The sequence below is a fragment of the Vibrio sp. MEBiC08052 genome (assembly GCF_001506075.1).
GTDB lineage: Bacteria > Pseudomonadota > Gammaproteobacteria > Enterobacterales > Vibrionaceae > Vibrio.
This window is the reverse complement of record NZ_KQ947475.1, coordinates 2369738-2384532: the sequence shown is the minus strand read 5'-3', so window position 1 is coordinate 2384532 and position 14795 is coordinate 2369738. Positions and strand designations below refer to the sequence as shown.

Annotated in this window: 14 protein-coding genes; all 14 read left to right on the top strand. The window is 46.8% G+C overall.

Going from position 1 to position 14795, the window contains the following annotated elements:
• Window positions 1-4 precede the first annotated feature (4 nt).
• The gene (fliS, locus tag VRK_RS10415; RefSeq protein WP_059121305.1) at window positions 5-415 is read left to right on the top strand and encodes a flagellar export chaperone FliS; all 411 of its coding nucleotides are present in this window, start codon (window positions 5-7) and stop codon (window positions 413-415) included.
• A gap of 237 nt (window positions 416-652) precedes the next feature.
• Window positions 653-2122, top strand: coding sequence for a sigma-54 dependent transcriptional regulator (locus VRK_RS10410; protein ID WP_059121304.1), 1470 nt, complete (start codon window positions 653-655; stop codon window positions 2120-2122).
• 134 nt (window positions 2123-2256) lie between these two features.
• On the top strand, window positions 2257-3309 hold the full coding sequence (locus VRK_RS10405; protein ID WP_059121303.1) for a sensor histidine kinase: 1053 nt from the start codon (window positions 2257-2259) through the stop codon (window positions 3307-3309).
• Between the two features lie 2 nt (window positions 3310-3311).
• Window positions 3312-4739, top strand: coding sequence for a sigma-54-dependent transcriptional regulator (locus VRK_RS10400; protein WP_059121302.1), 1428 nt, complete (start codon window positions 3312-3314; stop codon window positions 4737-4739).
• A gap of 91 nt (window positions 4740-4830) precedes the next feature.
• Window positions 4831-5142 (top strand): flagellar hook-basal body complex protein FliE, encoded by a 312-nt coding sequence (gene fliE, locus VRK_RS10395; RefSeq protein WP_059121301.1) that lies wholly within the window; start codon window positions 4831-4833, stop codon window positions 5140-5142.
• 45 nt (window positions 5143-5187) lie between these two features.
• The gene (fliF, locus tag VRK_RS10390) at window positions 5188-6927 is read left to right on the top strand and encodes a flagellar basal-body MS-ring/collar protein FliF (RefSeq protein WP_059121300.1); all 1740 of its coding nucleotides are present in this window, start codon (window positions 5188-5190) and stop codon (window positions 6925-6927) included.
• Window positions 6920-7966 (top strand): flagellar motor switch protein FliG, encoded by a 1047-nt coding sequence (gene fliG / locus VRK_RS10385; protein ID WP_059121299.1) that lies wholly within the window; start codon window positions 6920-6922, stop codon window positions 7964-7966. The genes fliF and fliG overlap by 8 nt, the downstream gene beginning before the upstream one ends.
• 22 nt (window positions 7967-7988) lie before the next feature.
• On the top strand, window positions 7989-8789 hold the full coding sequence (gene fliH / locus VRK_RS10380; protein ID WP_059121298.1) for a flagellar assembly protein FliH: 801 nt from the start codon (window positions 7989-7991) through the stop codon (window positions 8787-8789).
• On the top strand, window positions 8783-10111 hold the full coding sequence (gene fliI, locus VRK_RS10375) for a flagellar protein export ATPase FliI (protein ID WP_059121297.1): 1329 nt from the start codon (window positions 8783-8785) through the stop codon (window positions 10109-10111). Before fliH ends, fliI begins: the two co-directional genes overlap by 7 nt.
• A 1-nt stretch (window position 10112) precedes the next feature.
• Window positions 10113-10553 (top strand): flagellar export protein FliJ, encoded by a 441-nt coding sequence (gene fliJ, locus VRK_RS10370; protein WP_059121296.1) that lies wholly within the window; start codon window positions 10113-10115, stop codon window positions 10551-10553.
• Window positions 10554-10716: 163 nt separating this feature from the next.
• Window positions 10717-12765 (top strand): flagellar hook-length control protein FliK, encoded by a 2049-nt coding sequence (locus tag VRK_RS10365; RefSeq protein ID WP_059121295.1) that lies wholly within the window; start codon window positions 10717-10719, stop codon window positions 12763-12765.
• A 37-nt stretch (window positions 12766-12802) separates the two neighbouring features.
• The gene (gene fliL, locus VRK_RS10360; RefSeq protein WP_059121294.1) at window positions 12803-13309 is read left to right on the top strand and encodes a flagellar basal body-associated protein FliL; all 507 of its coding nucleotides are present in this window, start codon (window positions 12803-12805) and stop codon (window positions 13307-13309) included.
• Window positions 13310-13316: 7 nt separating this feature from the next.
• Window positions 13317-14363, top strand: coding sequence for a flagellar motor switch protein FliM (gene fliM / locus VRK_RS10355; protein ID WP_059121293.1), 1047 nt, complete (start codon window positions 13317-13319; stop codon window positions 14361-14363).
• 14 nt (window positions 14364-14377) lie between these two features.
• Window positions 14378-14791, top strand: a complete 414-nt coding sequence (gene fliN / locus VRK_RS10350) for a flagellar motor switch protein FliN (protein ID WP_059121292.1) — start codon at window positions 14378-14380, stop codon at window positions 14789-14791.
• The last annotated feature ends 4 nt before the right edge of the window (window positions 14792-14795 follow it).

Genomic DNA, 14795 nt, shown 5'->3' with positions numbered 1-14795 from the left:
GACTATGCGTGGTTCTTTACAGGCTTACAAAAAAGTATCAGTGGACAGCCAGCTCAGTGCTGCCTCACCACATAAAGTCGTACAGATGCTGATGGCCGGCGCGATTGAGCGACTGATACAGGGCAAAGCAGCGATGATGCAAGGAAATATTCCTGTCAAAGGTGAGCGTTTAGGTAAAGCCTTAGACATCATCATCAGTCTACGGAGTTGTTTGTCGATGGAAGATGGTGGGGATATTGCCAGAAATCTGGACCAGCTTTACGAATTTGTGATTACTCAGATCACACAGGCAAATCATCTCAATGAACCAGAACTGCTCGATGATGTGATTGATATTATTCGAGAAATAAAATCGGCTTGGGATCAGATTCCTTCAGAGTATCATCATCTCACTTCGTCTGAAGTGGGTGTGTAGGTTTTATTGGAAGCATCTCACTCAATCGACGATTGAGTGGCGCCTTCGTATTGCCATATTTTTTGAATTCAATAGAATAGAGGCCACTATCACTATAGATTAGTGGCTTTTTTGTTGCTGGTGGTTTGAATTTTTGTCTATGTTTATCTGGAGATTGAGTACACAATATCTCATAGGGTCAACATAGAAATTCAACAGTAACAATAACCTAATGGATGAAGGCAAATATACTTACCTATGCAAGGTTTAGCGAAACTGCTCGTGATTGAGGATAATCCTGCAATTCGTCAGCAAATCAGTATTATTTTGGATTTTGTCGGTGAACCTTGCGAGGTAATCGAATCGTCTCAGTTTGAACAGATTGATTGGTCTGATGTATGGGCTGGTTGTCTGTTCGGTTCATTGCAACGTGGACGTCTGTCGGAGACGGTGCAGACGCGATTACAGGATATCAGTCATATCCCACTGTTGATGATGGATCAACAGCCTTACTCTCTGGAAGCATTCTCCAATTATGTTGGCGAACTTGATTTTCCGCTCAATTACCCTCAATTGGCTGAAGCTCTGAGGCATTGTAAGGATTTTCTGGGGCGCAAGGGTATTTCTGTATTCACCACCAGTCGTAAAACAACCCTGTTCCGAAGCTTGGTCGGGCAGAGTTCTGGTGTTCAGGAAGTCCGTCATTTGATTGAGCAAGTCTCAGGAACAGATGCCAATGTGCTGATTCTCGGTGAATCTGGAACGGGGAAAGAAGTGGTTGCACGAAATGTTCATTATCATTCACCGCGACGTAACGGACCTTTCGTGCCGATTAACTGCGGTGCGATCCCTGCCGATTTATTGGAAAGTGAACTTTTCGGCCATGAAAAAGGTGCATTTACCGGTGCACTCACCGCGCGGAAAGGACGATTTGAACTGGCAGAAGGCGGAACATTATTTCTGGATGAGATTGGTGATATGCCAATGGCCATGCAGGTGAAGTTGTTGCGTGTGCTGCAAGAACGCTGTTTTGAACGGGTTGGCGGTAATTCCACGATTAAAGTAAATGTTCGTGTGATTGCTGCAACGCATCGCAATCTGGAATCGATGATCGATAAGGAATTGTTCCGCGAAGATCTTTATTACCGGTTGAATGTTTTTCCGATTGAAATGCCTGCGTTGAAAGAGCGTAAAGACGACATTCCTTTGCTAATTCAGGAACTGCTGACGCGCATGGAATCCGAAGGCGCTTCACCCATCTGTTTTACTCCGCGAGCGATCCAGTCGCTGATGGAACATGATTGGCCGGGAAATGTTCGGGAATTAGCGAATTTAGTTGAACGGATGATCATTCTTTTTCCAAATAGTTTGATTGATGTTAATCACTTACCAACTAAATATCGCTATAGCGATATTCCGGAATTCCAACCGGAGGCCAGCCGTTACAGTAGTATCGAAGAGCAGGAACGGGATGTTCTGGCAGACATTTTTGCTGAAGATTTCCAACTGAGTGATATTGAGCAAGATTTGATGAACCATGTCAATGCGCCTCAATCCTTGCCCCCTGAAGGTGTCAATCTAAAAGAGTTATTGGCAGACCTTGAAGTGAATCTGATTAATCAGGCTTTAGACGCTCAAGATGGTGTGGTTGCTCGTGCTGCAGACATGTTAGGGATGCGCAGAACGACGCTTGTTGAAAAAATGAAAAAGTATAATATGAACCGTTAAACGTCAGAAAAAAGTCAATATATTGTCATCATATTTTTTCTGTTGATGTAATTATTTGAATTTTATAAAGAAAATAGTCTGGAACGCTTTTTGCTTTTCAGGCTATTGTTGTTTTTACAGAACAGAAAACGAATATGCAAGAATCTCAGGCGCAACAGCTTTCTCATCTCGATTCGATAGAAGATCAGGTTGAACGATACAAACAGGTTCTGGATGTCATGCCTGCCGGCGTTATTTTGTTGGATACGCAGGGAATTGTGCGTGAGGCAAACCCTGAGGCAGTTCGGCTGCTGGAAATTCCATTGGTTGGTGAGCGTTGGTACGCGGTGATTCAGTCGGCTTTTGCACCCAAAGAAGACGATGGACACGAAATTTCGCTGCGCAATGGCAGAAAAGTGCGGTTAGCAATTTCAGCATCGTCAACCGGTCAGCTGATTCTCATTACCGATTTAACCGAAACTCGCTTGCTTCAGGCTCGAGTGAGTGATTTACAGCGGCTTTCTTCACTGGGTCGAATGGTCGCTTCATTGGCACATCAAGTTCGCACACCTTTATCTAGTGCTATGCTATACGCGTCAAATCTTGCTGCGCCTCAGTTACCGGCTGCTACGCGTGAACGTTTTCAAACGAAATTGATGGATCGGTTGCATGATCTGGATAAACAGGTCAATGATATGCTGCTGTTCGCTAAAGGGGGCGATAATAAAGTCGTTAAGCCCTTTACACTTGATGAGTTAGTTCGGGAATTTTATCCGATGGTCGAAACTGCGATACAAAGCCATCAGATCGACTATGGACAGGAAATCGAACATCCGGAGACTTCTTTGCTGGGAAATCCAAATGCAATTGCTTCAGCGTTGAGTAATTTGGTGATGAATGCAATTCAGAATACGGGTAAAGGTGCCCAAATTGATGTGTTCTTCCGGCCGGTTCAGAACATGTTGAAGATTTCTGTACAGGACAACGGGCCGGGAATTCCTGCAGCAATGCAAAATAAAATTATGGAGCCTTTTTTTACCACGCGTTCTCAGGGGACGGGGTTAGGGCTCGCGGTTGTTCAGATGGTTTGTCGTGCACACGATGGGCATCTAGATTTGATTTCTGAAGAGGGGGATGGCGCATGTTTCACGATGTGTCTTCCTCTGGAGCGGACGGTTTCTCATAAGAATTCAGAGACAGGAGAGTAATCATGGCTCAGAGCAAAGTATTAATTGTTGAAGATGATGAAGGTTTGCGTGAGGCATTGGTGGATACCTTAGCTCTGGCAGGCTATGAATGGGTCGAAGCTGATTGTGCCGAAGAGGCGTTGGTGAAGCTAAAGTCAGAGGGGGTCGATATTGTTGTCTCTGATGTGCAAATGGCTGGTATGGGGGGGTTGGCACTGTTAAGAAACATCAAACAGCATTGGCCGAATCTCCCGGTATTACTCATGACTGCGTATGCCAATATTGAAGACGCCGTTGCAGCGATGAAAGAAGGTGCCATCGATTATATGGCTAAACCATTTGCGCCTGAAGTGTTGCTCAATATGGTCAGCCGTTATGCACCGGTAAAATCTGATGACAATGGTGATGCGGTTGTTGCTGATGAGAAAAGTGTGAAATTACTGGCTTTAGCGGAGAAAGTCGCTAAAACCGACGCAAATGTCATGATTCTGGGACCGAGTGGTTCCGGGAAAGAAGTGATGTCTCGCTATATTCACAACGCTTCGTTGCGTAAAGATGGTCCTTTTATCGCGATCAATTGTGCTGCGATTCCGGACAACATGCTGGAAGCGACCCTGTTTGGTTATGAGAAAGGGGCTTTCACCGGAGCAATCCAAGCTTGTCCCGGTAAATTTGAACAGGCACAGGGCGGGACAATTCTGCTCGATGAAATCAGTGAAATGGATTTGAACCTTCAGGCGAAGTTACTACGAGTGCTGCAGGAAAGAGAAGTAGAACGTCTGGGAAGCCGTAAAAGTATTCAGTTGGATGTCCGAGTGCTTGCGACCAGTAACCGGGATTTAAAAAGCTATGTTCAGGAAGGTGAATTTCGCGAAGATTTATACTACCGTCTGAATGTGTTCCCAATTTCATGGCCGGCGCTGCGAGAGCGTCAGGCTGACATCGAACCTTTGGCGAAACATCTGGTTGAGCGTCACTGTAAAAAGCTTGGCATCGCGATGCCCCGGATCGCTCCATCGGCCGTTGAAAAACTACTGTCTTATCCGTGGCCCGGTAATGTTCGTGAATTAGATAATGTCATTCAGAGAGCCTTGATTTTGAGTGAGAATGGCAATATCGGTGAAGAACATATCCTCTTAGAAGGGGTCGATTGGAAAGATGCCGGCAGTTTTCAAAAATTGGTTGAAAATGATCGGCCGCTTTCAACATCACAACCGGTTGAACCACCGACTGTCAAAACTGTGGCTCACAGTGAGATAAACAGACATCAATCCAGTATTTCTGATTTGGGCGGAGAGCTTCGGGATCAAGAATATTCTATTATTCTGGAAACTCTGATTGCCTGTAAGGGGCGACGGAAAGAGATGGCTGAGCGCCTCGGTATCAGTCCGAGAACCTTGCGCTATAAGCTGGCGAAGATGCGAGACGCAGGGATTGATATTCCGGGGTAAATGTTATTTATCAAATGGCACACTAATTGCTGGATAAGAGATAAGCAACGTATATACGAGTCAAAGAATTGGCTATCAGGCAGGGGGACTTATGAGACTAGATGGATTACAGACTGAAATGCAGTCAATGATACAGGAAGCCAGCGGTAAGCTGATGGCACCAACCGGACAGTCGGTGAGTGCTGACTTTGGCGACCTGCTCAACAAAGCGATTAATAATGTTAATGGACTCCAACAAACATCCAGTAATCTGCAAACTCGGTTTGATCGGGGAGATGAAGGTGTATCCTTGTCTGACGTGATGATCGCCAGAAATAAAGCAAGTGTTGCATTTGATGCGACGGTACAGGTTCGGAATAAGCTTGTTGACGCTTATAAAGAACTGATGAACATGCCGGTTTAACGGTGACGTTTCGGTATCAATTTTGAAGTATTGTAGGTAAGTAACGTGGCCGAAGATAACCAATCGACAGACCTGACTTTAAGCGACGGCGGTGCACTTTCCGCAGACACGGATTTGCCCGTTGAGCATCAGGATCCTGATTTAGATGAGAAAAGCTCATCTCGTTTCGATTTTGCCGTCGGTGATTTAGACCTGATTCGTCAGGTTGTTCTCGTTCTTTCTATCTCCATTTGTGTCGCTTTGATTATGATGCTGTTTTTCTGGGTCAAAGAGCCGGAAATGCGTCCACTGGGTGCCTACGACACCGAGGAATTGATTCCGATTCTGGATTATCTCGATCAAAGCAAGAAAGAGTACAAACTCGATGGTAATACGATTTTGGTTCCGGTCACTGAATACAGCGGACTCAAACTGGATTTAGCCCGGGCTGGTTTGAATCAGGATAAACAGGCCGGTGATGATATCCTGCTTCAGGATATGGGCTTTGGGGTATCACAGCGTCTTGAAATCGAACGGTTAAAACTGAGCCGTGAGCGCCAGTTAGCCAAAGCGATTGAAGCCATGAATCAGGTGAGAAAAGCGCGCGTATTACTCGCGATGCCTAAATCGAGTGTGTTTGTCCGTCAAAATCAAGAAGCTTCCGCGTCGGTTTTTTTGACGCTGAGAACGGGTGCAAATCTGAAACAGGAAGAAATCGATTCGATTGTCGATATGGTTGCCAGTGCGGTTCCGGGGATGAAAACGACCCGTATTACCGTTACCGACCAACATGGGCGTTTGCTCAACTCCGGGTCTGCCGATCCGGTGTCAACCGCACGCCGTAAAGAGCAGGAATTAGAACGTAAGCAAGAACAGGCCCTCAAAGATAAAATTGATTCAGTACTGATCCCGATTCTCGGACTGGGTCAATATACTGCGCAGGTAGATGTCGAAATGGATTTTAGTGCCATTGAGCAAACCAGTCGTCAGTTCGATCCGCAAAAACCATCCACCCGAAGCGAATACACGCTTGAAGATTACAACAACGCAAATGTTGTCGCGGGTGTTCCCGGCGCGCTGAGCAATCAACCTCCGGCAGACTCTTCGATTCCGGAAGATGTCGCCCAGATGAAAGATGGTTCGACCTTAGGTCAAGGGTCGGTTCATAAAGAAGCAACGCGTAATTACGAATTGAACACGACCGTGAGTCATGAGCGGAAACAGACCGGTGTGATTAATCGTCAGACGGTGTCCGTTGCGATTAAAGATCGTGAAGTCGTCAATCCCGATACGGGTGAAGTTACCTATAAGCCGCTGTCTGACAGTCAGTTGAAGGCTGTGCGTCAGGTACTGATCGGTGCGATTGGCTATAATGAACAACGAGGTGATTTACTGAATGTCTTAAGTATGCAATTTGCCAAGCCTGAAGTGGAACAGCTCGCTGATGTACCGATTTGGGAAAACCCGAACTTTGGTGATTGGGTTCGCTGGCTTGCAAGTGCATTGGTTATCGTTGTCGTGATTCTGGTACTGGTTCGTCCGGCAATGAAAAAACTTATCAATCCGGCAAGTGCAGATGAAGATCAGCTTTATGGCCCAGATGGACTACCGATTGGTGCAGATGGTGAAACCAGCCTGATTGGTGAAGATATTGAAGCCGGTGATCTGTTCGAGTTCGGTTCGACGATTGACCTGCCGAATTTACATAAAGACGAAGACGTACTGAAAGCGGTACGGGCTCTGGTTGCCAATGAGCCGGAACTCGCTGCTCAGGTTGTGAAAAATTGGATGATGAACGATGGCTGATGAGAAAGAAAAGGGCAGTGATCTGATCCCTCAAGAAATTGATGTTGCATCAATTAGTGGCGATGAAAAAGCTGCAATCCTCTTGTTGAGTCTGAATGAAGAAGATGCTGCCGGTATCATTCGTCATCTGGAGCCGAAGCAGGTTCAGCGCGTTGGTAGTGCGATGGCTCGTTCCAGTGAATTGAGTCAGGGGAAAGTAAGTGCTGTGCATCGGGCATTTTTGGAAGACATTCAGAAATACACCAATATCGGGATGGGCAGCGAAGACTTTATGCGTAATGCCTTGATCGCGGCTTTAGGAGAAGACAAAGCCAATAACTTGGTGGATCAAATTCTGCTGGGAACCGGTTCAAAAGGTCTGGACTCTTTGAAATGGATGGATCCCCGTCAGGTCGCCAGCATCATCGTTAATGAACACCCGCAGATCCAGACGATTGTTTTGTCTTATCTGGAACCGGACCAGTCGGCTGAGATTTTGGCTCAATTTGCTGAACGGGATCGACTGGACTTGATGATGCGGATTGCCAATCTGGAAGAAGTACAGCCATCAGCACTGGCAGAGTTGAACGAAATTATGGAGAAACAGTTTGCCGGGCAAGCCGGGGCACAAGCTGCGAAAATTGGTGGTCTGAAAGCTGCTGCCGATATTATGAACTACCTCGATAATAACGTTGAAGGTATCCTGATGGAGCAAATGCGTGATCAGGATGAAGATCTGGCAACACAAATTCAGGATCTGATGTTTGTCTTTGAAAACCTTGCTGAAGTTGATGATCAGGGTATCCAGAAACTGTTGCGGGATGTGCCACAGGATGTCTTGCAGAAGGCTCTGAAAGGTGCGGATGACACCCTGAAAGAGAAAATCTTCAAAAATATGTCTAAACGTGCTGCCGAAATGCTCAAAGATGATCTTGAAGCGATGCCGCCAATCAAAGTTTCAGATGTGGAAGCTGCGCAGAAAGAAATTCTGGCGATTGCCCGCAGAATGGCTGACAACGGTGAAATCATGTTGTCAGGTGGTGCTGATGAATTCCTCTGATCGATGGTTTTAAGGAGTCACGATGTCAGACAGAAAACGCGGATTCTTGCGTCCGGGAATGGATACTGATGTTGAGCGTGCCAAAGTGTGGGGGCTACCCGATTACACGACTGAGACTCATGGTCAAGCAAAAGACACTGCGCTGAAATACGATCCGGGATGGATTCCGGATACGGAACGCTCGGTAGAAGAAGCACCACTTGAACTGACTGAAGAAGAAATCGAACTGATTCGTCAAGGTGCTTATCAAGAAGGCTTGCATCAGGGTCAAGAAGCCGGTTTCAGACAAGGTTACGATAAAGGTAAAGAAGAAGGCTATCAGGCGGGGCATCAGGAAGGACAAGCAACCGGACAAAATGAAGGTTTGGCGGCCGGTCAGGAAATCATCGATGAACATGTTGCCAGTTTTGTCAATTTAGCTAATCAATTCGCCCAGCCCCTCGCACTGATGAATGCACAGGTTGAACGTCAACTGGTCGATATGGTGCTTGCTTTGGTAAGAGAAGTGGTTCGGGTTGAAGTGCAGATGAATCCTCAGGTGATACTGGACACGGTGAAATCCTCAGTTGAGTCGCTGCCCATTACCGGCCATGACATTACACTGAAACTCAATCCGGAAGATGTTGAGGTTATTCGTCACTCTTACGGCGAAGAAGACCTTGATTTTCGACATTGGACTTTAGTGAGTGAGCCATCTCTCAATCGCGGCGATGTTGAGATTGAAGCCGGCGAATCGAGTGTCAGCTACCGGATTGAAGAGCGAATCCGAACCACGCTGAAAAGTTTCTGTGAAGCAAACCGACATGGTGGTGATGCGTGTTAGCGTTAGAAGAGCGTTTTGCACAATACAAAACTCAAGGACTGTCATCACGTCCCATAGCCTCAGGCCGTCTCGTACGAGTGGTCGGCCTGACTCTGGAAGCTACCGGATGTAAAGCACCGATCGGAAGTCTGTGTAAAGTTGAAACGATGAGTGGCGAGATTGAAGCGGAGGTTGTCGGTTTCTCCGGGGCTCATCTTTATTTAATGCCGAGTGAACAAGTTTCAGGCATTTTACCCGGTGCGAAAGTGACACCGGTTCACGGTGATACCGGTGTCCCCGTCGGTATGGAACTGCTGGGAAGAGTTATTGATGGGGTCGGGATGCCGCTGGATGGCAAAGGACCGATTTATACTGAGCATAAAGCTTCTTTTCAATCTGTCGCGATTAACCCCCTTGCCCGCAAACCAATCTCTGAACCGCTGGATGTCGGCCTGAAATCAGTCAATGGATTATTGACGGTCGGTAAGGGACAGCGTATCGGGCTTTTTGCCGGTTCTGGTGTGGGTAAGTCCGTGACATTGGGGATGATGACTCGCGGAACGACGGCTCAAGTTGTTGTGGTCGGCCTCATTGGTGAACGTGGACGAGAAGTTAAAGAATTTATTGATGAAATTTTAGGTATCGATGGCCGTCAACGTGCGGTCGTTGTTGCCGCACCGGCTGATGCGTCACCGCTGATGCGTCTAAAAGGGTGTCAGACTGCGCTGACCATTGCCGAGTATTTTCGTGATCAAGGGTTGGATGTCTTATTACTGATGGATTCTTTGACTCGCTTTGCTCAGGCACAACGGGAAATTGCACTTTCGGTCGGTGAACCACCGGCAACAAAAGGATATCCGCCTTCGGTCTTTGCTAAACTGCCAGCGCTGGTTGAGCGTGCAGGGAACGGTAGTGACGGTCAGGGGTCGATCACCGCATTTTTTACCGTGTTGACGGAAGGGGATGATCTTCAAGACCCGATTGCCGATGCATCCAGAGCTATTCTCGATGGCCATATTGTTTTGTCCCGGGAACTGGCGGATGCCGGTCATTACCCTGCGATTGATGTGGAAAAATCGGTGAGTCGGGTGATGCCTCAAATCACGACCGATGAACATCAACTGATGTCAAAAGCGGTGCGGCAGGTCCTGTCTATATGTCGTAAAAATCAAGATCTTGTATCGATTGGCGCGTATAAACCTGGTTCTGATCCGGCGATTGATCAGGCATTTACCCTCAAACCGAAGATTGATATGTACCTGCAACAAGGCATGAAAGACACTGTACCGTATGAGATGTGTGTCAGTATGTTGAAGAATGTTTTGCAGATAGGCTCTGAATGATATGGAAAATGCACTGGAATTCTTGCTGGAACAGGCGAAAGAGAATGAAGAGAAAGCAGTGCTCGCATTAAATAGCGCACGTCAGGAACTGGAAAGTTACTACCGCCAGGTGAGTCAGATTGAACAGTATCGTCTGGATTATTGTCATCAAATGATTGACCGGGGAAAAGCCGGTTTAACGGCAAGCCAGTATGGACATCTCAATCGTTTCTTAACTCAGTTAGATGAGACGCTAGCTAAACAAAGAGGTGCCGAGCAGCATTTTATCGATCAAGTTGAGAACTGTCAGGAACATTGGCTTGAAGTCCGTAAAACTCGCCGTTCCTATGAGTGGTTGCGTGACAAAAAACGGGCCGAAAAACAACAGGTTGAAATTAAACGAGAGCAGAAACAACTCGATGAATTTACAACGATTCAGTATGCCCGCAAAGCACGATTTTAAACAAACCCTTACCATATCTGAATCACGATATTATTAACCAAACTCAGATTCTGAATGATATGGCTTACTTTTTGCTTATTTAATATCAAGTTGTTTGCATCAAGGTCATTTGTCTGTGATAGCAAATACCGTCAATTAGGTTTGGTTTGCAAGAGTACTGGATATGAATATCAACCTCACGCCCACGTCAGGGACACAGAAAGCTCAGTCTCACCACAAAGCGGTTAGTGATGATGCCGTTGTTGGTGATGTTGCTGAATCGTCGCAAGAGTCCGGTGGCTTCTTTGCCAAACTTGCAGCTTTATTTAAGGGAGAGGATTCGGTTTCTGTTTCTGGAAAACCCTTAGTAAAAGGCGGTGAAGTAAAAAACATTGAGGCGGCATCAGATGTCGTTGGTGATATGTCAGCAGATGCCCTATTGTCAGATAAAGAAATATCTGACAAAGAAATGACAGGGAAAGCGCTTGCTGGAAAAGAACAGTCTCAAACCGAGCTGGCCGAGACGGATTTATCTGAGACGCTATCGCTGAAGAATTTGTCTGAGAATGTTGATGATTTGGATAACGCTCAAATCGCGGAGGTGAAAACATCCGGTGGGCAACATCAGCGTGATGGCGGTACCACTGAGGTGAATGTTCCTCGTCCCGATTCAAGCATCCGGTCCGTTGCGACAGTTCCATCATCCTCTCTGGTATCCACCAAGCCAAGTGCCTCATCGGCACAAAAAGAAGCTGCATTGCGGACGATGGGAGAAGGTGAAGCTGTATTAAGCCGGCTTAAAGGGGCTGAACAACAGCTTGTGTCGCAAAACGGCAAGAAATTGCCAGCCTCGGATGCCATTGAACCTGAGCATGCCAAGCATGTAGCAAACACGGTGCCACAGACCAAAGTGACTGACTCAGCAGTTCTTCAGGATCCAGCCGGCCCTGCAGAATTGTCTTTGTCTCAGATTGAACCGGACAGTTCTCCTTCCCAAACTAAAGGTAAAGGTCTGGATGAACATGACCTGACAGGGGAGAAAGCGGTGACGGCTGATATATCTCAGCTTACAGAAACCACTGCTCAAGCTAATGGCAGTGTAGCATCATCCGTTGTCGCATCTGAAGTACAGACCAAAGATGTCGGACATCAAGATACGGAACATAAAGATTCAGGACGTAAAGAAGCCACTGTTAAATCCGTTCAGATACCTGCCGGAGTTAATATCCAAGGCGTATCAAATCAGAATGTTATCGGTCAGGCGGAGATGCAGGATGTGGTGGCAACCGATGGTGGTGAGCAGGTTCATACTGCTGCTTTATCGGGAGTGGAAGGCAATACTGAGAAAGCTGCGTTATCACAAAAGCTACTGCAGTCTCTGAATCAAGAATTACCGCCAAAAGCAGATCCCCGTCATCATATACACATGGCCCAGCAACAGACAGCAGCTCAACAATTGCCTCAAGCAGCACCTGTTCCGGTGAATTCGTTGACTCAGGCAATTCAGAGTGATGGTTCCACCAACTCGCTCATGCCTCTTTCCGGCGATTCCACCGTATCTCAGGCGGCATTGCAGACTTTATCCGCGAGTGCCGTCGGGCGCGAGCAATGGATTCGTCAGCGCCTTGCTGGATCTGATGATGGCAAAGCCCGTTCTGAGGGAATGATTGATGACGGTACGGGAAAAGAAGGACATTTTGCACATCAACTGTCATCACTGACTGGTCAACAGACCTCGGGTATTCAGAGTAATATAAGAGCTGATGTAGCCCAGAATCCTACTTCGATTTATTTGGCAAAAGATGCAATGGCTGCCGATCAGCTCTCGGATCGGGTTCAGATGATGATGTCCAAGAATTTGAAAAACATTGATATACGGCTTGATCCGCCGGAACTGGGACGAATGCATATCCGCATGAACATGTCCGGTGATGCCGCCACTGTGCATTTTACCGTGGCAACGCCACAAGCCAGAGAAGCACTTGAACACTCTATGCCTCGTTTGAGAGACATGTTGTCACAGCAAGGTGTTCAGCTTGGCGAAACATCTGTCCAGCACCAAGGCAGCGGGCAGCAGCAACAAGGTTATGCGGCTTCGGGACAGGGGCAGTCATCTGGGCGTAATGCGCTGTTGAGTCAGGATTCGGTTTTTCATGATGATAATCCGGACACAGGTGTTAAACTTGATGTGAATGTGAGTTCGAAGCGTGATGGGATTAGTTATTACGCATAGGGTTAAAAATTAGTATGTTGCACATGCAGAGATAATTATGGCAGATGAGAATGGTGTCGCAGAAAATGCATCCGGCGGCAAAAAGAAACTTTTGATTATCATTATCGCTCTGGTGGTATTGCTATTGGTTGGTGGCGGTGCTGCATTTTTTATGATGGGTTCGGATGAGGAATCGCCAACTGCAGAACCTGAGCAGAGTGTCGCGAAGGTTGATACCAAGAGTGAACCCGTGGCTTATGTCAGTCTTCCTCAACCGTTCGTGTTTAATGTCACGGGTGATAAACGTGATCGGATGGTTCAGATTAAAGTTCAATTAATGGTACGAGGGAGTGAGAATGAAAATCAGGCCCGTTACCACTCCCCATTAATCGAAAGTTCTCTGCTCTCGACGTTTGCTTCTGCGACGGTAGAACAACTGCGGTCACCCAATGGTCGGATTGAGTTGCGTGACCGAGCGACGAAAGATATTCAGACCGCGCTGAGCAAAGCAGTCGGAGAGCCTGTGATTGAACGAGTTCTGTTTACTGATTTTGTAATGCAATAGGTGATGTGTGACTGATCTATTAAGCCAGGACGAGATTGATGCGCTATTACATGGCGTCGATAGTGTCGATGATGAAGAAGAAGAGTTAGACACGGATACGCGTGAGGCGACCAGTTTTGATTTTTCTTCTCAGGATCGCATTGTCCGGGGACGGATGCCGACGCTTGAGTTGATTAATGAACGATTTGCGCGTCATTTGCGTATCAGTTTGTTTAACATGCTGAGAAAAACAGCCGAAGTGTCGATTAACGGCGTACAGATGATGAAGTTCGGGGAGTATCAGAATACGCTGTACGTCCCGACCAGTCTCAATATGGTGCGTTTCCGCCCATTAAAAGGGACGGCGCTGATTACCATGGAAGCACGCTTAGTCTTCATTTTGGTGGAAAACTTCTTTGGTGGGGATGGCCGTTTTCACGCCAGAATCGAAGGGCGTGAGTTTACTCCGACAGAGCGTCGCGTCATTCAACTGTTGTTGAAAATTGTGTTCGCAGATTATAAAGAAGCTTGGTCTCCGGTGATGGGGGTTGAGTTTGAATATCTTGACTCCGAAGTCAACCCAAGTATGGCCAATATTGTCAGCCCGACGGAAGTAATTGTCGTGAGTTCGTTTCATATTGAGGTCGATGGCGGTGGTGGTGATTTCCATATGGTCATGCCATACTCGATGCTTGAACCGATCCGTGAGCTTTTAGATGCCGGGGTTCAATCGGATAAAATGGAAACGGATGTTCGCTGGAGCTCGGCGCTGCGTGAAGAAATCATGGACGTACCGGTCAATTTCCGCGTGAACTTGCTGGAAAAAGTCTTGGCATTAAGAGATTTGATGGAGTTGCAGGTGGGAGATGTCATTCCGATTGATATGCCTGAACATGCGATTATGTTTGTGGAAGAACTGCCGACCTTCCGTGTGAAAATGGGGCGTTCGGAAGATAACCTGGCCATTCAGATTTCACAGAAAATCAAACGTCCTGATGTTGTGAAGACAGATTTGGCTTTTTTGAGTGAGGATATTATTTCCGATCTTGAAAGAGAAGATGAAGTAAAAGACTAAAGTAGGTAGCAAAGATGTCTGATATTGATGATCAAAAACTGGCAGATGAGTGGGCTGCGGCGCTGGGTGAAGACCCGAATGCAGCATCAGATGACGATATTGATGAAATATTGGCAGCGCCACTTGAAGAGTTGAAAGATACATCACAGCCTATTTCAGAAGATGAGCGACGGAAACTAGATACGATTATGGATATTCCGGTGACGATTTCGATGGAAGTCGGTCGCTCACAAATTAGTATCCGTAATTTGCTGCAATTGAACCAAGGCTCGGTTGTCGAACTGGATCGCATTGCCGGAGAATCATTGGATGTCCTCGTCAATGGGACGTTGATTGCTCATGGTGAGGTTGTGGTGGTCAACGATAAGTTCGGGATCCGTTTAACCGATGTGATTAGCCAGACAGAACGGATTAAGAAGCTGAGATAAGGGC